Below are 21,540 nucleotides of genomic sequence, written 5' to 3' on the forward strand. Positions count from 1 at the left end.
GGTGTTGTCACGTTAAGTTTCTCTGGCCGGAAAGGCCAGGGGCTCGTAGATATTCAGGCGAAACAGGCCGCAATTTTCCATGCATCGAAAGCTTCGAGGCGATGGTAGCGAATTGTGTGTGCGGCTCGGCGACGAGATGGAACAGAGAAACAATTGCGGGTCGCTGAGTGCATGGAGACGAACCGTTGCAACGCTCCAGGTGACCGATGACCTTGCATGGTTCGCTCCCGTTTCCTAAACGGCAGATGGCTATTTTCGGCCCGATTATTGAGGCCCTTGTGCGACCAATGGTCAAGGCCGGGTGCCACTTCTGCCTTTGCTGCACCGTAGGAGCGGAGCTTATCGGTGATGATCCGTTTGGGAGCAAAGCCATAGCGCTTCATTAACGCCACAAGCAATCGCTTTGCCGCCCTTTTATCACGCCGCTTCTGCAAGATTTCTTCGAGAACGGAGCCATGTTGATCCACCGCACGCCAAAGCCAGAATTTTTCTCCAGCGCATTTGACGACCACTTCGTCCAAATACCAAATATCGCCGGGGCGCGCCTGACGCCGCCGCAAGTTGCGTGTGATCTGGGGGCCGAACTTGGCGATCCAACGACGAACTGTCTCGTATGATACGTCGATTCCACGCTCAAGCAGCATTTCCTCAACTTCACGCAGACTAAGGTTGAACCGCAGATAAAGCCACACCGCATGAGCAATAAGCTGTGGCGGAAAACGGTGACGCTTGAAGATGATAACTGATGTCTGCATCGCCAAAATTTACGCCCAAACCGTCAGGCAGGCAACTGCAGCCCAGTTAACGTGACAACACCCCAATCGGTACTCGGCTTCGATGTATTGACAACAGCGATGCTCATGCTGCCAGGGGCCCTCGTCCTCACCGCAACTTGCATAGGCACTGCGGTAATCGTTGAGTTTCTCGGCCGGAAGGCCGCCCTCGTTTCGACACATCTGCTCATCAGTGCTGGCGCCTTCATGTTACTGTTTACCGGAACTCAGACCGGAGCCGTCGCATTCATTGTATCGACGATCGTCGCGGGTGTCGGTTACGGACTGTCATTCAGTCTCGTCGCCGAAGTCGCAGTATCCGCCGTTCCCGTCCAGCGCGCCGGCGCAGCCGGGTCGATTGCGGAAACCAGTAACGAACTCGGTAACGCGCTCGGCATAGCTCTCCTCGGCTCCCTGGCTACGCTCGGCTTTCGACTTCTCGGTCCCGGTGTTGCCGCCACTCTCGACGAAACTATCAATCTTACCGGTATATCCGCTCAAGCCGTTGAACAGGCCCGGGAAGCTTTTGTTACGGGTTTGCATATTGCAGTGGGAACAGGCGGTATGCTGATGTTGATTGTCGGCATTGCGGCGTGGATTTTCTTGCCGACAGATCTGCCCGAATAGTCATGCCGGGCAATCGGCATGTTCGGCCGATTCGGACAAACATACAGCCAGGAAACCTGGTCAGAGGATGGGAAGACACTTGTTGTATCGTTGTCTCGTCCCACGCGCCATAGCGAGTAAAAGGCATAATTTTTTACAGGCCTTCCCCTTTTTCGCAGGCGATCCATTTGGATTTTTCCTCACCCTGTTGTGGGGCTATCGTGTGATCGAAAATCAAACTGGCACGGTCAAATGTGGAAACCTGGACGAAGTCATAACAAAGCGTATTGCTTCGACAATTGTCCGTCACCGGCACTTGCACGGATTATCGGTGACTATCGATGACTTTGCGTCCGGATTCCGTCAATCTCCCCAATCGCCCGACTGGACGCATTATCAAGGCATCATCGGTGCGGGTATGGCTGGAAGGTTACAGTCTTCTCGAGAGCGCTAAAGTTGCAGCAGAGAACCAGCAAACAGCTTCACGTAAGGCCTATGGCGACAGTTTCGCACAGGGCTATGAAGACGGGTACAGCGAGGGTCGGACAGAAGCAACACGGCTGGTCCATACTACTACGGCCAGAATTGATCGATATCTTGGTTCCCTTGAAAAGGAAATCACCGGCGTCGCTCTCGATATTGTCAGGCGTGTACTCGGTACATTCGATACAGGCGACCTGCTGGCCCGGGCAGCTCGTCAGGCATTGATGGATCTGCGTCGTTCAAAATACGTAAGGATTTCCGTTCACCCGAGTATGGAGCAGACCGTGCGTCGTGAACTGGCGGACCTGATGGCAAACGAAGAGATACCGCTTGAAATTCACGGTGACCCTGAACTGTCGGTCGACGCGTGCATTCTCTCCTCCGATCTTGCAGTGATCGACGCCACGCTCAAGGTGCAGCTGGAAGCAATACGCACCAGTCTTCAGACAGTTGATGCAACGGCTATCGAAACGGGGCATGGATGAACGAGACAGACACCAAACTTGCTTCCATAATCCCTCGACTGCGTGGAGGATTGACAGAAAACAGGGTTTCACGGCCCAGTCGCGGTCGGGTGCGCGAGATCACGGGGCTTATGATCAGCGCCTCGCTTGACGAAGCACGCATGGGTGAGATCTGCGATCTGGTTGATCCCAAATCAGGCCAGCGGGGAAAAGCTGAAGTGGTCGGACTAAGGGACGACACTGCAATTCTGCTTCCTTTGGGCGATATCGAGAATTTATCCAATCTCACGGAGGTCATCCCGACGCGAACTGTACAACGAGTACGCGTCGGAACCGGCCTTCTCGGTCGGGTCATCGATTCTCTGGGAAATCCTATCGATGGCGCACCGCTGGATCCTGACAACGACTGGTACTCCTATCCCGTCATGGCCCAACCGCCTGAGCCTATGCAAAGGAAGCTCATATCGGAACCCATCCACTTCGGTGTGCGGGCAATCGACGGAATGCTCACGTGTGCGAAGGGTCAGCGCATCGGTCTGTTTGGCGCACCAGGTGTTGGAAAATCACTCCTTCTGGCGGATATCGTTGAAGGCAGCAGTGCAGACGTGACTGTCGTCGCGCTCATCGGTGAACGTGGCCGGGAAGTGCGCGAATTCATGGAGCATCATCTTGGTACAGTATCACGACAGCGTTGCGTGGTGGTCGCAGCGACATCTGATCGACCTGGTATAGAACGCGTCAAGGCAGCCCATACCGCGACAACAATCGCAGAGTATTTCCGCGACCAGGGCAAACATGTTCTGCTGGCGGTCGACAACATCACACGCTTTGCGCGAGCCCAGCGTGAGATTGGACTGGCTGCCGGAGAACCGCCCACGAGACGTGGTTTCCCGCCCTCTTTCTTTGCTGCGCTGCCTCGCTTGCTTGAACGGGCCGGCCCCGGATCGAGCGGCTCGATTACCGGACTTTATAACGTACTCATGGAGGGCGACGGTAATCAGGACCCTGTCGTTGAAGAAGTCCAGGCCTTGCTTGATGGCCACATCTTTCTTTCTGCAGATCTTGCACAGCGCAACCATTTTCCCGCGATCGACGTCGTGCGCTCCAACAGTCGACTGATGTCGAACGTCATTGACGATGAGCATCGTGCTGCGGCAGCGCAGATCAGGCGGCTGCTTGCAAGATACCAGGAGACGGAGCTCCTCGTACGTATCGGCGAATACGAACATGGCGCTGATGCACTAACCGACGAAGCCATTGCAAAGATCGACAGGATCAACGACTTCCTCCAGCAAAAACAACCAATGCGTGCGCCAATAGAAGAGACCTTGCGTCTGATGCGAGGGTTAACGAATTGAACCAGGCAAAAAACAAGGCCATTCTCAAACATCTGCGCGAGATTCGCCAGTTCCGTGAAACCAGGGCCGGGAGCCATCTTGCGCGCGCACGGAATCTTGCCCGTCAAGCGGAAGCCGACACGCGCGAAAAAGCGGAACTTCGCCTCAAACACAGTGCCGAAGCTGCAATGATCGAGAAAGAGATACTGGCAACGATGGCCGGTAAAACGATAACCATGTCCTCTCTGCATTATCTGGAAGCTTTTCAGCAACGTACCGCAGCAGTCGGAGCAGACCACAGAAATGAAGAAGCTGCAGCACAATCATCCCTCGATCAGGCGAATGGAAAACTGGATGACGAGCAGGACCGGTTCAGAAAGGTGCAGGCTTCAAAAATGAAACTCGAGGAGCTGATCGATCAACTGAACAAGTCCGCTGATATTGACGGATGGTCCGTCTGAATGGTCGCAGTGCTGGCAAACAGAAAACAAGGGGCAAGCCCGCGGCGAACCACCAAACGTATCGGCAACAAGTCGCGCCCGGTCGTTGAGCCTTTGCACTTGCCTGAAATACCCGTCCAGCATATCGACGCGGTTAACGCACTCAATCGGCGACGGGGGCCCGTTTCATTTTCAGTAGTGGACCGGGTATTTACATTTGGTCCGGTCAGCTATCCCCGGGACATACACCAGGACGTCGCTGTGACGCTGACCACCCCGCACGGTCCAGCGACGCTTCATATCCCAGGCGTGTTACTTGATGCATGGCTGGAACGATCTGACCCAGCGACAGGTTTCCAGAATTTGCAGCCGGCAGAGCAGGCACTCCTGCTAGAAGCGCTTTTCGATAAGGAATTGAACTGGATCGAAAAAAAACTGAACAGCACAGTTGAGTTTCTCGAAGTCCGGCGTACTCCCGCTAAAAACATTGGCTCACTCCTGCCCACCGTGACGGCAATATCAGACTGCGGCAGGGACGTAGCACTTGCCATCGGTAGCGATCAGCTTGCACAAAGGCTGGCACAGCTGCTCGATCACGCAGCCGACAAAGCCTCCCTTTTTGCAACATCGGTGCCGGTTGCAGTGCGCATTCTCTACGGAGCGACCACTATTGCGCTCGGCGAGATGAAAGAACTGGAGCGCGACGATGTCATTCTGCCGGCTGACAGCGAATTCCATGGAAGCCGGTCCTGTTGTCTGATCGGTGACCGAATGGCTGCTCCCGTTTCGGCTGTAAATGGTGGCTGGCGCATTGACGATCACTTCCTCCCTTTAACCGGATCTGAATGGGATTTCGACATGGCGACAGAACATGCGATGGATAACAGCGATGACGACAGGGTTGCAAACCTGGCCGATATACCGGTTACACTCGTGTTCGAGGCAGGGCGTATCGCGCTTCCCCTCGCAGAAATCCAACGTCTCGATACCGGAAGTCTGATCCCGCTTGATGCTCCCGTTGACAGCGGAGTGGCTATCTTTGCGAATGGCAAACGTGTCGGTCACGGTGAACTCATCAAGCTGGGTGAAAAACTTGGCATTCGCGTTGTGAATATTTTCGACAATGATTGAAACGCAACAAAATCTCCTTCCCCTCATTGCTGTTATAGGAATTGTTGGCCTTCTGCCTCTAGCGGTGGTCACCATGACCGGCTTCCTCAAAATATCAGTAGTGCTGTTTCTGGTGCGTAATGCTCTGGGCATACAGCAGATGCCACCAAATCTGGTTCTGTACGGAATCGCCCTGGTACTGACCGTGTTCGTCACCACACCAATGCTGACAGAAATCCAGCGAACGCTTGTGGAAGGACAGGCCAAATTCGATACGGCAGACGACATCGTACGAAGCGCCGAGCTCGTGCGGGAACCCATCAAGCGACAACTTGTGCGTTTCACCAAACCGGAAGAACGTAGCTTTTTTCAAAGTGCAACGCAGCGGTTGTGGCCCGATGCCAAGCAACACAATGTGCGCGACGACGATCTGTCTATTCTCATACCCGCTTTTGTTGCAAGCGAGTTGACACGCGCATTCGAGATCGGGCTTCTGCTCTATCTGCCATTCCTGGTGATTGATCTGGTCGTCGCCAATATCCTTATGACGCTAGGCATGATAATGGTTTCACCGGTCCTTATATCTATTCCACTGAAACTCTTCCTGTTTGTTGCAATCGATGGATGGTCGCGCCTGATGCACGGTCTTATCCTGAGCTATTCGTGAAGAGGCCTTATGAAAGATGATCTAATCCTCACCAGGGTCCAGGATGCATTATTATCAGTGCTTTATGCATCAGCACCGGTAATCATAGCTGCACTGGTCGTTGGATTGATCGTTGGACTTCTGCAGGCATTGACACAGATACAGGACCAGTCATTGCCTCAGGCCATCAAGATCGTCGTCATTTTGATCGTAATACTTATTTTTGGACCAATAGCTGGCCAGGATATCGCACGCCAGGCAACGGTTGCATTTGAAGAATTCCCCGGTGCAACGCGATGACATCGGTTGGCGGGATATTTTCGGCGGTCCACCAGGTTCATGTCCTGGTCCTGGTTGCGGCTTTGGCCATGGCACGTATGGTCGGCCTGATGATCCTGATGGCTTTATTCACACGCGCACGTATCGCAGGCCTCCTGCGCAACGGTGTGGCCATCGCATTGTCGATTCCACTCATGCCGCTTGTTTACAAGACGGTAGTGGAGACGAATATGGATGCGACAATGATGGTAGCACTGGGTTTAAAAGAGATGTTTCTCGGTGCCACACTCGGCTTTGTAATGAGCTTGCCGTTCTGGGCAGCAGAAGCGGCAGGCGACATAGTTGATCTTCAGCGTGGTGTAACGATGGGATCACTGATCGATCCCATGATGACCCACGAAACCAGTATTACCGGTACGCTCTTCAGCATTGTCATGATCGTGATTTTCCTGTCTCTGGGGGGATTGTTGCTGATGCTCGACATTGTCTACACGAGTTATCGTATATGGCCGATCGATCAGTTCACCCCGATCTTTCGTGCCGAAAGCATTACGCTTTTCCTGAATCTTTGCACACGAATTGTAACCATGGCCCTGGCACTGGCGTTTCCGCTTATTGTTGGCCTGTTGCTCTCAGATATTTTGCTTGCGCTGGTCTCGCGCGCTGCACCGCATCTTAATATTTTTGCAATGTCGCTGGCCGTTAAATCATTGTCGTTTACGGTCCTGCTTCTCCTCTACGCAGCGTTTTTGCTCACCTATCTGAAGGGAGAGTTATCCTTCTTTGGCGAGATTAACAGCCTTCTGGAGGATCTGGTCGATGTGCGATGAATTACCTGATTTGATCATTCCGGATTGGCGCTTCAATCATCTGAATGGCAATTCTGATCATAGAAACTACTCGATGTTTTAACATATCACCCAAGGAGGAATGAAGGTGTTGCAAAGCGGCAGGGGGCATAAATCGGAGGAGCTCGATTTTCTATGCCCGAACACCAGAGGGATATCGAACAGGAAATCGCTGACTTTACCAGCGATGACTTTCAGCGTTTTAGCGAACGGTTGACCGAACAACTGGATACCATGCCGAAGGGTTTACGTACGGCAGCACGCTTCGTGCTGTCACATCCGGTTGATGTTGCTCTTAGTTCAATGCGCAGACAAGCCAAACAGGTCGGGGTGTCTCACTCTACGATGGTTCGCCTGGCAGAATGGATGGGATTAGATGGTTATGACGCACTACGTGCGATCTTCAGAGAAGGTATAAAAGCAGGCACCTGGACTGGAACGGAAGGTTCAGCAGGTACCGATTGGGGACAGCAAAGGTCCAGTGACAACCTCGAATGGCTGGCCGCCGAGGTGGAGCGATGCGGTCTGCAGGACCGGATACAGCACTATGGCGAAGCGGCTACCATACTGGCCGACGCAGATCGCGTGATCTGCGTAACCAGTGAGGCAGAACTTACCGTAGCTCACCGTTTCGGGGATCTGATGCATGCGATCGGGCGCAAGGCCGTTTCATTTGATTCAGCAACAGGTGCTCCCACCGAAATCAAATCACTTGGCCCCCGCGATGCGATGCTGGCAGTGTGCATGGGAAACTCAATTCCTCAGGTCACAAGCACCGCGCGATATGCAGGGCGCCGTGGAGCACGAATAGTTGCTATTACCAATTGCCCGGCATCATCTATTGCGCGGTTTTCGCACGCTATCATACTGCCCTCACAAGTATCGGAATCTACACCAATGCTTGCAGCAACAATCGCGTCAGTAGAAATCATTGCGTCACTGATGGTTGATCCTGGTATTGCATTGTAAGTGTGACAGTTACCCTGCATTTCGCTGCCAGATTGATGTGATTGCTTCAATGGCGGCGATTGCGGGCGTCAAACTGGGAATATTAAGCGCTATCGACGCGGGACGAAAAATGACTGATATATCGGCCATTTTCGCGACCAGCGCATTCGGACTGTCAGTTATAGCGAGCGAGGGAACACCAAGCCTCCTTGCCAGACGAACAGCATCTTTTGGCTTGGGTCCATGCGGACGCAGCGAGATTACCAGCAGACAGACACCGTCTTCAGTCGCATCTGCGGCCTGAAACTGGTCAGGTGTTTGTACCCGGGAACCAAGTGCCTGAAAAAGCTGCCGAGCATGGCCGATCACGGGAGTTTCCTGAGCAGAGCCAACAACGACAATTTTTCTTGCCTTCATCAGCTGGCCTGTTGCCTCGGCAAGTTGCGACTGAGCCTTGTCAGCTGCCAGATCCTTTATGGAAGATGCGATCAGCGCCGGAGCCTTTCCCTCCTCGCCCGATTTCTCCGGCGCACCCGAATCCGTGGTTGCAACAACCACTCCTTCCCGGAATGAACTGATGAAGATCTGGCGAAGCGCTGTATACCCATCAAGCCCCAACCATTCCGACAACCGCATTATTGTGGAATGCGAAACACCGGCTGCGCTTGCCAGTTCGCGCATAGACAGGAGCATCACGTCTTGCGGTCGTTCTAGGATAAATCTTGCGGCAGTCTGAACCTGCGGCGTCATCTCATTGAGCTGACTACGCAGCAAGGTGAGAATTTCACCCGCCATGTCACGCATTTCAACTGGGCGACGGTCGGAAGAAGTCACGGACGAACCGCGTCCGTTCGCAGCAGATATGCCATGCCCAAAGGCAGCCTTCCCCGCACTGTGCACGTGCAAAAAAGAAAGGTCAAAGCCTGCGCAGACCGGTACTGCCGTCCCTCAAACAAATATGCAGCGATAAAACTCATGCGGCTCTCCCTAGCCTCCGAATCGTTCCCCACGCCGCGTATTCCCTGTCCCAATCGGGCAAGAAGACACGTTCGTAACACCAGTCAGGCAGACCAGTCAAACATCGAATTTGAGCTGTGGATTCAGTGGATTATATAAACTATGCTGACATGTAGCTGACCAATCGGAACCCGACAGGCTCACCGGGCCGGATCATCGCAAAATGCATTCATCCGCTCATGACGTCTTGTAGCGCTGCTGCCTTGGCCGTCACTGATCCTTTCGATCGTGCTTTTGCCGCCAGTTTGAGGATCCTGTCGACTTCACCGCTGGTCAAACCAGCAGGGGTAGAGGAACGTACCTGCTGATCATGCCCGATCAGACCGTAGGCAAGCACTATATTGCGTTTGTGATGCAGCTCGGCTGTTCCGGAGGCTTCTACTTTCTGTGCTGCCTGTTCCACCGCCGACGCATCGCCCTGCAAAGCGGCAGCCAGTGCCAGGTTCGACTGAATATCGACATCTCCGGGCGCCATGCTCAGCGCTTTTTGATAAGCAGCGACAGCGTCCTGCGTTTGCCCTGTCATAGTCAGAGCCACGCCGAGACGATTATAGGCACTACTAGTGCCAACCACCGGTGCAGCAGTAGTCAGGGCACTGACGCCAGCCGACAAATCACCGATCTGAATGAGCGCTGTCCCCATTCCCAGCAACGCCGGGCCATTTTCAGGCGATTTGGCCAGTGCCGCTTTATATGCATTGATCGCCTCTTCAGGTTGCCCCGCACGTGAGTAGGCATCGCCGGCTTGTACCATGATTGCCGCGCTTGCCTCGGGCATCGCGGCGGCACGGGCATAAAGAGGCAATGCAGTGTCAGATTCTCCGCGCCCCTCTATGTCTTTGGCCAGTTTTGCCAGTCGCTCCGACTGAGACGTCGGCTCCGGCTTTTTACTTGCGGTTTTTTCACCCATCGTCTGACAACCGGTTGTAAGCAAGAGGGCACCGAAGGCCACCGCTAATCTATACCGCATCTTCCCCTCTTTTCCCGTCGCATCCTGCGACGTCCATTTTTTCGCCTGAACACTTAATTCTCTACGATGACCCCGACACCAACCGGTACGCGCTCATACAGATCTACAATGTCTTCGTTGGTCAAACGAATACACCCTGAAGACGTTGCAGTGCCCACGGTCCACGGCTGATTTGTTCCATGAATTCTATAAAGGGTGGACCCAATATAAAGAGCCCGTGCACCGAGAGGATTGTTGTGTCCGCCTGGAACAAAGGCAGGTAATGAGCGTCCTTTCAGTTTCTCGCGGTCTCGCATCTCAGCCGGCGGCCGCCAATCAGGCCAGTGTTTTTTGGCCGACACCCGGTCACGCCCCGACCAGCTCAGGCCTTCGCGCCCCACTCCCACGGAATATCGCATGGCCTTTCCGCCTCCCAGAACGAGATCGAGCCGCTTTGCGGTTGTATTCACGATTATGGTGCCGGTCGGCTCGGACCCCGAGTAGTTTACAACCCGCTTCGGTATGGGCTCCCTGTGACGGTCAGCAGACCCGGGATTGTCCGGAGACATAGTGTCACCAGGTGCCAGCAGTACATTGGCTTCTTCTTCAAATATCCAGGTTCTTGGGTCATATCCCCCGGTTTGTGCCCGCAGCGGGGTCACAGCCATAATCGTGAGGATGATCGCAGAAACGATTACAGCTTCGCACCTTCGGGCATCGCGTTGGAAAACGCCATTGTCTCTTCTCGCCACACCATTCTCCCGGAGCCGTCTGCGAACAACCTTTCGATCAATAATCCAGTTTTCACGGATCCCCCGTTCCATTTGGATTTTCCGTTGCACGGTTGAGCCGGTATCCTCCATCAATGAATAATCCCAGCTCAATCTGGTGTGTATAGATGCTCAAAGCTGACCGAAATCGCCTTCGGCAACGCCGGTCGGAGACCATGTCCGCCTTAGGGATTGCTTTTGCACTTGTTTTCACATCCGCTGGTTCAGGGTGGGCAGCTGAACCGAGATGGCCCGCGGGGCCTTACAAGTATATGGTTCTCGACCAGTCGGTGCGGGACACGCTGACCGAGTTCGGTCGGAATATCGGGATCTCCATCCAGATGAGCCCGGAAATCAGGGGACGAGTTACCGCGAATGTTCCACAAGGTAACGCAAAGGAGTTCCTCGAGTGGGTGTGTAACCGTTACGGTCTCGTATGGTATTTTGACGGCGCTACACTACACATCAGCAATGAAACCGAAAACCGCACCGAAATTTTGACCCTTGACGACAAGGCGCTTGATGGTATCAGCCAGCGACTTGACAGCCTCGGTCTTATGGATCCGCGTTTCCCCGTTCGGATTGACCGGGAACAAAAGGCTGCATCAATCTCAGGCCCTCCCGCCTATATCGCGCTTGTCAAAGAGACTGTTGGAACATTTACGACCGTAGAAACTGTGTCAGATGGTCCCGCAAACGTCCGTGTGTTTCGCGGGCGGCAAACCCAGGCACAATCAGTCGACGTTGGATCGCCGACAGTGGAAAAAGTCAATTAAGGAGCACGTAATGCAAGTCGCACCCATCGCATCCGGATTGATTTCGACCCAGCTTCTGACGATTACCAATCCCGTTTCAAACGTAGCCGCCGCTTCGCCTGCCGGGCTTACTGAAGCGGAAACAGCTCTGCGGGTAAAAGAACAGCAGGCCAGCATGGCAGCTCAGAAAATTGCAGAAACGCAGACAACGCAGGTCACACAGGCCGATCCGGCTGCAACCGGTGCCAAGACTTTGCAAAATCACGGGACAGACAACCGGTCATCGAAGCTGGATGAATCAGCTAACGTCAAAACCGCGCCATTGCTGGATTATCTCGACAAGGCAGGCTCTGATGGGCGGTCACTGTCACCCAATTCTTTTATAAGCTCCGGCGTTAAATCCTTTGTCGGTATTGTTGAAAACGCCCAGAGCGTGCTTGCCGGAAAAAATGGTGCGCAGGCAAAACAGACATCAGACGCCTCCCGCAGCTCAACCCCGCAAGAGGCTCATGAAAATCCCGGTGACGAAAAGGGACTGGCAAGTATGGATGACGTTCTGGATCGTTACGTTTCCATCTCCTGGGCCAGTTTCAGTGCCTCACTGGCGACGAGTAGCGTCGCCGCTGCCTCCACGTCGGTCAACACCCTGGTAAAGCAACAATAGGCGGACAGCATGCACTTATCAATTCAGTCGAGGCGAACGGTTTGAACACGCCCATGACTTCTTCAAGGGTTCGCGCCCTGTTCGTCGTCGTGTCACTTCTGATACTGCAGGCCTGTACGGTCGAGCTTTATACCGATCTCGACCAACGGCAGGCAAACGAAGTGGTGGCCGCACTTGCTCGCAAAGGCATACCCGCGCAGCGGGAAAGCAGTAAAAGTGGAAAGATAACCGTTTCTGTTCCGAAAGACCGATTTGCTGATGCCATGTCCATTCTCAACGAGAATGGACTTCCCAAGCAAAGTTTCGAAAGCCTTGGTGACGTATTCAAGAATGATGGCCTTATCTCCTCGCCGGTGCAGGAAAAGGCCCGTATGATCTACGGACTGAGCCAGGAACTTTCGAAGACGATCCTGGATATCGATGGTGTGCTTTCGGCACGTGTACATCTGGTGCTGCCCGAAAACGATCCCCTTCGTCAAAATTTGGTGCCATCCTCCGCTTCAGTCTTTATCCGGCACAAGACAACCGTCCCGATGAACAGTTTGATCCCTCAGGTGAAGATGCTGGTTGCCAACGGCGTCGCGGGACTATCCTATGACAAGGTTTCAGTTGTTCTGGTTCCCGTCACGGCACCAGCAGAGGCAAATGGAGATGTCCAGGGTTATACATCCTTCCTTGGCCTGTGGTTACACCCCGACAGCGTGATGCCGGCGATCTGGCTTGTCGGCGGCCTCGCAGCGATCATATCCGGACTTGCTGTCTGGATATTCCTGCTGACCAGCCGACGCAGAAATGGCCAGTACAGGATCGGAGAAGCCCTGCCACCATCCAGGAGAACGGCTTCACCAAATGGATGAGACAGACACCGCATGGCGCAGCTTTCTTGACCAGCCTGCCGACTATGTCGTGCCCGAGAAACTCTCCGCGTGCTTTGACAATCGAATTTCGCTTGCACAGTGCGACCTGCTTTTAAGAAGCGATCGCCTGCGACCGCGCTTGTCGCAACGGCTGATTGAGCATTATGAACTACCCTCCCCGGCAATCGATCCGGCAGGAGAGGAAGACCGGGCAGTTGCGCTAACTCCCTCTACCCGGTTCGGTGAGCTTATCCTGCGCAGCGGCGCCGTTTTTCGGGCGAATGCAATTGCTGGTATTATTGACAAAAAACACGCGATCCGCCTTCAAACCCTGCTCGGTGAGGATGTCATCGCCTTTGCACTGAGAAATCGTGAACTTGCGGCAAAGAACCAACCGCTCGATAACATTGAACTGGCACTGGACGAGATTGTTGCAGAGGGATGGTGTTGCTTCCACGGATGGAGCATGCATGCCCCGGATATAGTGGTCGCCCGGCTTAAACTGAAGTTTGCCGCTGAAATTCCCGGACGAACCCACTTCAATGCCGATCACCATGAACTGGGCGCTCAAATCGTGCGGCGTGTTGCGATTGAACTTTAATTGTCAGCCTGGCCGTTGTCCTCCTGTAATACCGAACAGAGAAACAAACATGGATCCTGTTCGCAGATACAGCCGTCCGGATTGGAATCACAGAAGCGCTGAAGCTTAAACCCCTGAAGCTTGCTCAGTCACTTTCCGACACGGCCCCTTACGGGCGTCCTTGAATTTGGCGATGAGACGGCTCTCTCACGCCCGGCCCAAACTGTAGTTCCATGCTCACGCGATATACATGCGCAGGTGGCGATCCGGTCCGGTGGCAAGGGGCTCCCGGAAACGAGTGTGCGTGCGAACTTCTACAGATCCGAAGCGACCTGATTGATTGAAATTATACTTACCAGCACCCCAGGACCGCCACACCGCAATGTTCGTGAAACGCATGGCCTTCTAACGCCGCCAGCAAACCTGAGCAACGCTGAACCAAATGGATTTTCTGAACTTCGAACCACAAGCTAGTATCGCAATGCACATGAGAACCAGCCCGGCGCTTACCGTCGGGCACGAAGTTCGAACTCAAGGAGACCCCTGTGGACAAAGTAGACGATTCCGGCGGGAATGTGAACGAACTGAAGAATTTCTGGCAGGAACAGAAAGCCTTTCAGCTGGCAATGACCAAGTTCAATCTTCAGGTCGAAACTGACAAGGCCCAAGCTCAGTCACGCAACCGTGTAGCAGATGCGGTCGGCCAGTCCGGTCGCTAATACAAGCGTGTCCTGACACAATTCTGCCCGGCCGGATGGTCGGCCGGGTAATTTTGCCGGGAGGATAACAAGCCGATGCACGCCCTGCCCGTTATACTGGAAAAATGGCGTAACGGCTTTGCGGATGGAAATGTTCGACTGAGCGTCGCTGCAGGATTGCACCGAGGCGCAACCATCTCGCTGGATGGTTCGGCTCACGTCATCGGTTCCGACGCTGAAGCTGATATTGTTCTGAAGGACGCCGGGATCGCCCCGCGCCATGTGTTGTTGCGGCCCGCTGGTCGCCGCATCGAAATAGAAGCTGTCGGTGGTCATGTTGAAGTAGACAGCCACCATGTTTCCGAAGGGCACGGGTATAGGACCCGACTACCCGTTAATATCGTCGTCGGTAGCGCCCGGATGGTAATCTGCGCTCCTTCCCAACCCGAACCGAAAAGCTTTTTCAGACGTCCGACGACTGCCGTTGCTGCGGTGGTCTGTTGTGTTGGCGTGTTCGTATCGCTGGCTGCACATGCGCTGATGAGCGCCCCGGTTGGTGCCCGTCTGGATACTGACACCGCCAATACTGTGCAGGTTGCTACGCAAAACACGGCGGAAACTCCGACCATGGCCCGTGGCATCCTTACTGCGCAACTGGACCAGGCAGGCATCAGCGGGGTAACTTTGGCTGTCGAGAAAAACCGCCTTGTGGCTTCGGGCGCCCTTGCCAAGGAGAAAAGCGAAGCCTGGCTGGATATACAGTCCTGGTTCGATCGCACCTACGGTGACAAGATCGTGCTGACTTCCAACGTTACCGTTAGCGGTGTTGGCGCGCCTCCGCGCCTCGCGCTGCAAGCCATATGGTTCGGACCCAATTCATATGTGCTTGCGGGAGACGGCGCACGATATCATGAGGGTGCATACGTAGATGATGGCTGGATGATCAGCAAAATTGGCGAGAAGTCGCTTCACCTCAGTAAGGAGGGGGCAACTATTGCTCTGAACTACCGATGACGCGACGTACGGAGGCTATCCGCCTTGATCCAACCTCACCAGGTGATATCCGGAATATCGGGCGGTCCCCGGCAGTTCAGGGTAAAGCGGTCGAACGCCAGGATCTGAAGGCAATTGATGCGCTTCGCAAGCGCAGAACCGCACAAGGTACAACACAGACCGACGCCAGCGAAGCGACACAGCCTGGATTGACTTTCACATCGCTGACCAACAGCGACACGCTCAACGAAATTCTCAACGAATTTGTGCGCCCGCATATTGCCGACGTTTCGATCATCCGCCAGGCAGTGCAACTGCTCGGCGAATACATCGATGGCGATCTGACGCCATTGGAGCAAAACGGAAATCTACGCTCGCTCACAGTAGCCCTGATTGATGATGAAATCAGTCGCCATAAGAGTTTTTCCGAACGGTTGCGCGAGGAGACTGGCACTGACAGATCCTCATGACACGGTTCAGCTGCTCCATTTGCTTGGCTACGTCTACGGATGTCACGGACAAGCCAAACGAGGGGCGGCCTATCTTTTGATTGCCGCCCAACTATCCCCGAACGATATCCGGGTTCTTCGGACGCTCAGCCACCTTCTCACGCTGGATGGTGAAGCCGACAAGGCACTCGAAACAATAGCGCGGCTGGAGGTACTGGGTGATAGAGGGAACCCGGCGCTTCATCTGTTAAAAAGCCGGGCGTTGCATGTGGCTGGCCGTCAGGAAGAGGCCCGGCAGGCGTTTAACCGGTTTGTGAAAATGCGGGCAGAGATCGGGACATGATGAACACTTTAACCCGTTTCCTCGCCCGGGCAAGAAACACCAGCGATATCGTTGTCGCCGTGCTGGTTCTGGTAGCCGTCAGCATGATGGTTATTCCACTGCCCACATGGGCTGTTGACGGGCTCATCACTCTCAACATCGCGTTCAGCGTCCTCATCCTGCTCAGTTCCCTTTATGCGACTTCGCCCCTGCAATTTTCCGCGTTGCCTTCCGCGATCCTGATCGCAACCCTTTTTCGACTGGCGATTACCATAACGACGACCCGCCTCATTCTTCTCCAGGCAGACGCGGGTGAAATCGTTACGGCTTTCGGAAACTTCGTGGTGGGCGGAAGTATTGCTGTCGGACTGATCATATTCTTCATCATCACGATTGCGCAGTTTGTGGTAATTGCCAAGGGTGCGGAACGGGTCGCCGAGGTAGCGGCACGTTTCACGCTGGATGCCTTGCCCGGAAAACAGATGAGCATCGATGCCGAATTGCGCAACGGTGACATCGATCAGGCCCAGGCGCGCGCGATGCGCCAGACACTTGAACAGGAAAGCCAGTTCTTCGGTGCCATGGACGGTGCCATGAAATTCGTCAAAGGCGACGTACTTGCCGGAATGGTTTTTATTTTCGTCAACCTTATCGGTGGTCTGGCAGTTGGAATTTTGCAGCACGAAATGGGATTTGCAGAAGCCGGGATGACGTATTCCCTGCTTTCAGTTGGAGACGGCCTCGTTGCCCAGATTCCAGCGCTTCTGGTTGCCGTTGCAGCTGGCACAATGGTTACGCGCGTCGCGAGCGCAGAAAACGGTAGTGATCTGGGACGCCAGATTACCTCGCAGCTTCTGCGCAATTCGCGAAGCCTCATAATGGCCAGTATAATCATGTTCGTTCTGGCGATCGTTCCAGGCTTCCCCATGCCGGTATTTATCATACTCGGTCTTATTCTGGGCGTTGCCGGATACGCCATGCGTCGCAATCAAGCCGACGGACACCCGTCAATCCGCGAAACGGTACAACTGCAGCAATTGTCCGACGATCACGAAGTGGAAGAGCGTGCAATCGCTTACGATTCCCCGCTCGTCGTACGAATTGGCACCGAGCTGGCAGCGGATCTGCCCGCCGATTTGCTGCAACTGTCGCAGAACGAAGCACGCAGCGTTATCGGCACCGAGCTTGGTATCGACGTGCCTCCGGTTCCGCGTCTCGTCGACAGGACACTCAAACCGCGCCTGTTGCGTATCGATCTCGATGATGTGCCAGTACTTGAAATGGAAATACCGCCTGGCTGCGTTCTCGTCGAAGAAGATCCGGCTCATCTCGAACTGGCAGGAATTTCCGTTGACGATTTGATAAGGATTCAAGGTCACACACGGATGTTTCTGGTCGCAGGGGACCAGCAGGCCGTTCTTAGCGAAGCAAATATTCCTTTTCAGCCGCCGGGAAATATCACAGTACCTCTGCTGGGTTTTGTATTCAGGATGTATTCCCAGCATTTCATCGGCATCCAGGAGACCAACCGTCTCCTGCAGGATCTGGGCAAAACCTCTTCAGAGCTCGTGTCGCAGGCAAAAGAAGTCATACCGACGACGAAAATGCTGGAGGTTCTGCGAATGCTTGTCGCGGAGGGTGTGACGATACGCAATCTGCGCGTCATCCTTGAGGCTCTGGTCGAGGCGGGAAACGATGAAACGCACGTACTCCATGAAAAGGTACGCATGGCTTTAAAGAGACAGATCAGTTTCCGTGCGGCCGACGACAACAATGTTATTGCTGCGTTCATCCTTGAACGCTCCGCAGAACACGACGTACGAAGTGCACTACGCCATGCGAATACAGGCGCAGTACTCGACTTGTCTGACGAAGCACTTCGCAGTGTCGCACAGCAAATCAAGCAGTTAACCGCACGATCCGCGGCCAATACCCCGCCCGTTGTTATTACGGCTGCGGATATTCGCCCGCACCTGCGTGCCCTGCTCATCCATCACGGCGTCGACATCCCGGTATTGTCCTATCAGGAGCTGGCGTTTGAATTCAACGTACAGCCGTTGGGGACAGTGACAGGATCAGGATCCGGGAACCGCGTGCAGGCGAGGCTGACCAATGGTCAGCAAGACGTCAGTCACTCACAAGAGGCGTGAGACAATAAGAGTGGGAACAATAAAACATGGATGATTTCGCATTACGACAGCCATGTCCTGGATATGTTTTCTGGCAGGCATGTTGCCGTATTCTGGCGTTCGCTGGTGCGCTTTTTCTATTGCTTTGCTTTGCGGCGAACGCCCAGGACGCATTACGTCTTTCGGGGCAGACTGCTATCGATCTGCCTGTCGGACAGGGACGGATCATACGGTTTAACGAACCAGTAGAATCTGTTTTCATGGCCGATTCAACCATTGCAGAACTGCAGGTAGTGGCCCCCGATGTTGTCTATGTTTATGGTATAAAGCCCGGCGCGACCAATCTCATAGCCATGACCCGGGCACGCAAGATACAGGCGGCGACCCAGATTGTTGTGGCCAACAATGCCCGGGCAGCCAACCGTGCGAACCAGGCAGCAGCTCCCACCTCAACGACTAATCTGACCTTCAGCGGCAATCAATTAATCGTAGATGGCCAGGCTGGTAATATCGATGACGCTCTGGCAACGGAAAATGTTGCGCGCAGCTTTTCGCTTCCCGACCAGCCCCCGATCAACAATTCGACCCTTGGAGGAGGATCACAACAAGTCAATATTCGCGTACGTTTTGCAGAAGTAGCGCGCAGCGAGCTGCAATCTTACGGCATCGACTGGGAGTTCGGATATGAATCGAACGGTCTCAAGCTGGGAATATTCGGTAATAACGCTGTCCCGGATGGCGGTGGCAATCTGGGAGCCGGGGGATCGACATCAGGAGGCTTCAAATTTGACGTCGTCATCGAAGCCCTCAAACGCAATGGGCTGGTGAAGATACTCGCAGAACCAAATCTGACTGCCGTCAGCGGACAGCCCGCAAACTTCCTCGCGGGCGGCGAAATTCCTATCCAGGTGCCCCAGGGCCAAGGCGTCTACACTGTCGAGTACAAGCCCTTCGGGGTTTCATTGAACTTTACTCCGACAGTTATCGGCAAGAACCGTATTGCCATGCATGTCAAGCCAGAGGTCAGCGAAATCTCCAGTATCAATGCATCTGCAGGTTCGGACGGGTTCAGTTATCCAAGTTTCGTTGTCCGCAGAGTTGATACCACTGTTGAAGTCGGGAGCGGACAGACTTTCGCGCTTGCGGGACTGTTTCAGCAAAACATGACACGCAATCTGGAGAAAGTTCCAGTCCTCGGAGATACACCGATCCTTGGAAACTTGTTCAGGTCAGAGAGGTTTCAGAAACGCGAGACCGAACTGGTGGTCCTGATCACGCCCTACATTGTTAATCCCGTCAGCAGCCGCAATCTTGCAACGCCAGTCGACCGTCCCGCACGAAAAAAGCCGCAGCGGAACAAGAATGCCCCATCCATGGGATTGATCATAAAGTGAGGAGGACGCCGATGGCTTTTCATATAAACGGTCTTGGCAGGATTCTCCCGATTATCCTTCTTTCAGCGTGCGCCACACCCGCACCAGAACCGGATCATTCAAACGACTACAGTTATGTTCCAACAGGTCAGAGCGATGGTGCCAAGGGCGTTCAGGGTTCCGTTCTGGTTCCTAATGCTTGCCTGACACCACCGGCCGACCAGGAACCAACGTCAGCTGGCACCCGGTTTATGAAAGTTTCGCAGGTCGGACCGCATTTACCTCCAGGCTGTGCAAATGCCTATAATCTTCAGCTCATGGTCGAAAGCGAAAAAGATCTGATCGAAGGGCGCCGGATGGGCCCTCCGCCTTCCGCACCTTCGGTGCGAGCGGCGCGCCGGTATATCTATGGAACAGAGGAAGCTCCCGAACAACCCCAGGACCGTGAACCGCAAACGCAATAGCACGCTCATTTTACCCGCTTCCGGTGGGATCCTGCAGAAGCGATAAACTATGGCCGACAAAGATAGCGAAGAAAAACGTTTTCCGGCGTCAGCCAAGAAACTCCGGGACGCTCGAAAGCGGGGCCAGGTAGCCAGCAGCCGTGATCTGTTGAGCGCTGTATCCTTTATAGCGGTACTCGGTCTTTTTTATTTCTTTCGTGGCTGGTTCTATTCACGTTTTATCGAACTAATCGATACCGTCACTCTGGCGGGCAGCCAACCGTTCGAGTTGCTGGCCAGGCAGGCGATGATGATGGTGTTCTGGTTATTCCTTACCATCATGGGGGCTGCTCTGGCGATGATGTTCCTGTCTCTCGTCCCCACAGCCATAATTATGATGAAGGGATTGATTTTTTCCGGCGAACCGATGAAACCCCAGTTCAGCCAACTGAGCCCGATAACAGGGTTCCGACGACTTGCATCCTTGCGCAATCTCATGGAGTTCCTCAAGGGGGTGATCAAGGTTGCAGCACTTTCATCGATTTTCATTGCCATCGGAGCCGGCTGGCTGTCGCCAATCTTTCAGGCGCCGGTGTGTGCGCCTGGCTGCCTGGCCCCCGTGGCATTCAGTGCGCTGGTTGCATTTGCAGTGACTGGAGCGCTAAGCTTTGTTATTCTCGGGCTGGCCGATATTCCTGTCCAGAGGTGGCTTTTTGGTCGCGACATGAAAATGACCCGCAGTGAATATAAGCGTGAGCACCGCGATATCGAAGGTGATCCCTATATTCGACGTGAATTCAATCGCTTGCGACAGGAAGCAGTTTCTGTTCCCTATCAAAGTGCAAAAGCTGGTCCGACACTGGTCTTCGCAGGAAACAGGCGGGCGATCGCCATTCGCTTCGTCAGGGACGAAACGCCGATGCCAATGATAGCCGGGAAAGCGTCTGGCGAGGACGCCCTGCAACTGGAGAATGCTGCACGTCGCATGCAGATACCTGTTATAAGGGATATCGGCCTGGTCGATACGATGTATGATCGTTCGACCCTCGGGCAGTACGTGCACAGCGATTTCTTTCCTTTGGTTGTGCCCCATCTTGTTGCGCTCAATCAGGTTTAGCCGGTAACAATCGTTTCGATGGCGCCGTCTCAATGCCTCGGATTCCGGGCGGTCCACAGTGGCCAGTGCCGCCAGAACCAGGGAACTCATGGTAAGCAGGGGAACACATGAGATGATACGGCTTTTGAGTTCGTAAAGGCCTTTGGAAGTCTGGTCTTCAACTATTACTAGCCCGATGCAGCCGCCTGTTCAGGCAGCCTGATCCTGTTTTCGCTGCCTCGTCTTCGGCTTGTAACGGTGCGTAAAAATATTCTGTTTGGAATCAACGGATTGAACCGGAATTCCAAGTGGATTTTGCAGTCTGGCTGCGCCGCCTTACCATATTTTCTGAAGAATACTGATGCTGGATGCTTTTGCGCCTTGCCCGTTCCAGACCGATCCGGTCAGGGGTACCGGAAGTGACGCGCAAACGGTCTGGATCCACAGTTCGGGAGTTGTTGGATGCGAATATTTGATATTATTCGGAAATTTCCGCCGCCACCACCGCCGC

The 21,540-nt window shown here is 54.1% G+C and carries 23 protein-coding genes and 1 pseudogene; 20 read left to right on the forward strand and 4 right to left on the reverse strand.

Going from position 1 to position 21,540, the window contains the following annotated elements:
- Window positions 1–53 precede the first annotated feature (53 nt).
- Entirely contained in the window at window positions 54–755 is a 702-nt protein-coding gene (locus F9K91_RS23940) for an IS6 family transposase (protein WP_112672602.1), read from the reverse strand.
- 63 nt (window positions 756–818) lie between these two features.
- On the opposite strand from F9K91_RS23940, the pseudogene F9K91_RS23945 reads away from it, so the two are divergent.
- From F9K91_RS23945 to F9K91_RS23985, 9 genes and pseudogenes are all read left to right on the forward strand, one after another.
- Window positions 819–1,400 (forward strand): annotated as a pseudogene (locus F9K91_RS23945) (MFS transporter); the annotation flags it as partial.
- A 320-nt stretch (window positions 1,401–1,720) separates the two neighbouring features.
- Entirely contained in the window at window positions 1,721–2,347 is a 627-nt protein-coding gene (gene sctL, locus F9K91_RS23950) for a type III secretion system stator protein SctL (RefSeq protein ID WP_121987386.1), read from the forward strand.
- Window positions 2,344–3,684: a FliI/YscN family ATPase gene (locus F9K91_RS23955; protein ID WP_121987387.1), complete on the forward strand. Its 1,341-nt coding sequence runs from the start codon at window positions 2,344–2,346 to the stop codon at window positions 3,682–3,684. Before sctL ends, F9K91_RS23955 begins: the two co-directional genes overlap by 4 nt.
- Window positions 3,681–4,124 (forward strand): hypothetical protein, encoded by a 444-nt coding sequence (locus F9K91_RS23960; RefSeq protein WP_151654105.1) that lies wholly within the window; start codon window positions 3,681–3,683, stop codon window positions 4,122–4,124. Before F9K91_RS23955 ends, F9K91_RS23960 begins: the two co-directional genes overlap by 4 nt.
- A complete protein-coding gene (sctQ, locus tag F9K91_RS23965) occupies window positions 4,125–5,234 on the forward strand; it encodes a type III secretion system cytoplasmic ring protein SctQ (RefSeq protein WP_121987389.1) in 1,110 nt (369 codons plus the stop codon).
- A complete protein-coding gene (sctR, locus tag F9K91_RS23970) occupies window positions 5,227–5,880 on the forward strand; it encodes a type III secretion system export apparatus subunit SctR (protein WP_071631596.1) in 654 nt (217 codons plus the stop codon). The genes sctQ and sctR overlap by 8 nt, the downstream gene beginning before the upstream one ends.
- Before the next feature lie 9 nt (window positions 5,881–5,889).
- A complete protein-coding gene (locus F9K91_RS23975) occupies window positions 5,890–6,159 on the forward strand; it encodes an EscS/YscS/HrcS family type III secretion system export apparatus protein (protein ID WP_071631597.1) in 270 nt (89 codons plus the stop codon).
- Window positions 6,156–6,968: a type III secretion system export apparatus subunit SctT gene (sctT, locus tag F9K91_RS23980; RefSeq protein WP_121987391.1), complete on the forward strand. Its 813-nt coding sequence runs from the start codon at window positions 6,156–6,158 to the stop codon at window positions 6,966–6,968. Before F9K91_RS23975 ends, sctT begins: the two co-directional genes overlap by 4 nt.
- A gap of 153 nt (window positions 6,969–7,121) precedes the next feature.
- Complete coding sequence (locus F9K91_RS23985; RefSeq protein WP_151654101.1) at window positions 7,122–7,955, forward strand: MurR/RpiR family transcriptional regulator; 834 nt, start codon at window positions 7,122–7,124, stop codon at window positions 7,953–7,955.
- A 9-nt stretch (window positions 7,956–7,964) separates the two neighbouring features.
- Here the strand turns inward: F9K91_RS23985 and F9K91_RS23990 are convergent, their stop codons facing one another.
- The 3 genes from F9K91_RS23990 to F9K91_RS24000 form a co-directional block, all read right to left on the reverse strand.
- The gene (locus F9K91_RS23990) at window positions 7,965–8,768 is read right to left on the reverse strand and encodes a MurR/RpiR family transcriptional regulator (protein ID WP_151654100.1); all 804 of its coding nucleotides are present in this window, start codon (window positions 8,766–8,768) and stop codon (window positions 7,965–7,967) included.
- Between the two features lie 352 nt (window positions 8,769–9,120).
- On the reverse strand, window positions 9,121–9,861 hold the full coding sequence (locus F9K91_RS23995) for a tetratricopeptide repeat protein (RefSeq protein ID WP_235913422.1): 741 nt from the start codon (window positions 9,859–9,861) through the stop codon (window positions 9,121–9,123).
- A gap of 113 nt (window positions 9,862–9,974) precedes the next feature.
- Window positions 9,975–10,766: a L,D-transpeptidase gene (locus tag F9K91_RS24000; RefSeq protein ID WP_412842203.1), complete on the reverse strand. Its 792-nt coding sequence runs from the start codon at window positions 10,764–10,766 to the stop codon at window positions 9,975–9,977.
- Window positions 10,767–10,798: 32 nt separating this feature from the next.
- Here F9K91_RS24000 and F9K91_RS24005 point away from each other — a divergent pair, with 32 nt between their 5' ends.
- From F9K91_RS24005 to F9K91_RS24050, 11 genes are all read left to right on the forward strand, one after another.
- Complete coding sequence (locus tag F9K91_RS24005; protein ID WP_151678931.1) at window positions 10,799–11,446, forward strand: type III secretion protein; 648 nt, start codon at window positions 10,799–10,801, stop codon at window positions 11,444–11,446.
- Window positions 11,447–11,456: 10 nt separating this feature from the next.
- A complete protein-coding gene (locus F9K91_RS24010) occupies window positions 11,457–12,089 on the forward strand; it encodes a hypothetical protein (RefSeq protein WP_151654096.1) in 633 nt (210 codons plus the stop codon).
- A 53-nt stretch (window positions 12,090–12,142) separates the two neighbouring features.
- Window positions 12,143–12,946, forward strand: a complete 804-nt coding sequence (gene sctJ / locus F9K91_RS24015; RefSeq protein WP_151654095.1) for a type III secretion system inner membrane ring lipoprotein SctJ — start codon at window positions 12,143–12,145, stop codon at window positions 12,944–12,946.
- Window positions 12,939–13,547: a SctK family type III secretion system sorting platform protein gene (locus tag F9K91_RS24020; RefSeq protein WP_167522277.1), complete on the forward strand. Its 609-nt coding sequence runs from the start codon at window positions 12,939–12,941 to the stop codon at window positions 13,545–13,547. The genes sctJ and F9K91_RS24020 overlap by 8 nt, the downstream gene beginning before the upstream one ends.
- Before the next feature lie 524 nt (window positions 13,548–14,071).
- Complete coding sequence (locus tag F9K91_RS26100; protein WP_167375532.1) at window positions 14,072–14,245, forward strand: hypothetical protein; 174 nt, start codon at window positions 14,072–14,074, stop codon at window positions 14,243–14,245.
- A gap of 75 nt (window positions 14,246–14,320) precedes the next feature.
- Complete coding sequence (locus F9K91_RS24025; RefSeq protein WP_151654090.1) at window positions 14,321–15,238, forward strand: SctD/MshK family protein; 918 nt, start codon at window positions 14,321–14,323, stop codon at window positions 15,236–15,238.
- Complete coding sequence (locus F9K91_RS24030) at window positions 15,235–15,687, forward strand: RuvC family protein (protein WP_151654088.1); 453 nt, start codon at window positions 15,235–15,237, stop codon at window positions 15,685–15,687. Before F9K91_RS24025 ends, F9K91_RS24030 begins: the two co-directional genes overlap by 4 nt.
- 76 nt (window positions 15,688–15,763) lie before the next feature.
- The gene (locus F9K91_RS24035) at window positions 15,764–16,009 is read left to right on the forward strand and encodes a hypothetical protein (protein ID WP_235913423.1); all 246 of its coding nucleotides are present in this window, start codon (window positions 15,764–15,766) and stop codon (window positions 16,007–16,009) included.
- Window positions 16,006–18,138, forward strand: coding sequence for a type III secretion system export apparatus subunit SctV (gene sctV / locus F9K91_RS24040; RefSeq protein ID WP_151654086.1), 2,133 nt, complete (start codon window positions 16,006–16,008; stop codon window positions 18,136–18,138). The genes F9K91_RS24035 and sctV overlap by 4 nt, the downstream gene beginning before the upstream one ends.
- A 26-nt stretch (window positions 18,139–18,164) precedes the next feature.
- A complete protein-coding gene (locus F9K91_RS24045) occupies window positions 18,165–19,511 on the forward strand; it encodes a type II and III secretion system protein family protein (protein ID WP_151654084.1) in 1,347 nt (448 codons plus the stop codon).
- A 492-nt stretch (window positions 19,512–20,003) separates the two neighbouring features.
- Window positions 20,004–21,050, forward strand: a complete 1,047-nt coding sequence (locus F9K91_RS24050; protein WP_151654082.1) for an EscU/YscU/HrcU family type III secretion system export apparatus switch protein — start codon at window positions 20,004–20,006, stop codon at window positions 21,048–21,050.
- Window positions 21,051–21,540: the final 490 nt, after the last annotated feature.

This window comes from Brucella tritici (assembly GCF_008932295.1).
GTDB classification, from domain to species: Bacteria; Pseudomonadota; Alphaproteobacteria; order Rhizobiales; family Rhizobiaceae; genus Brucella; species Brucella tritici.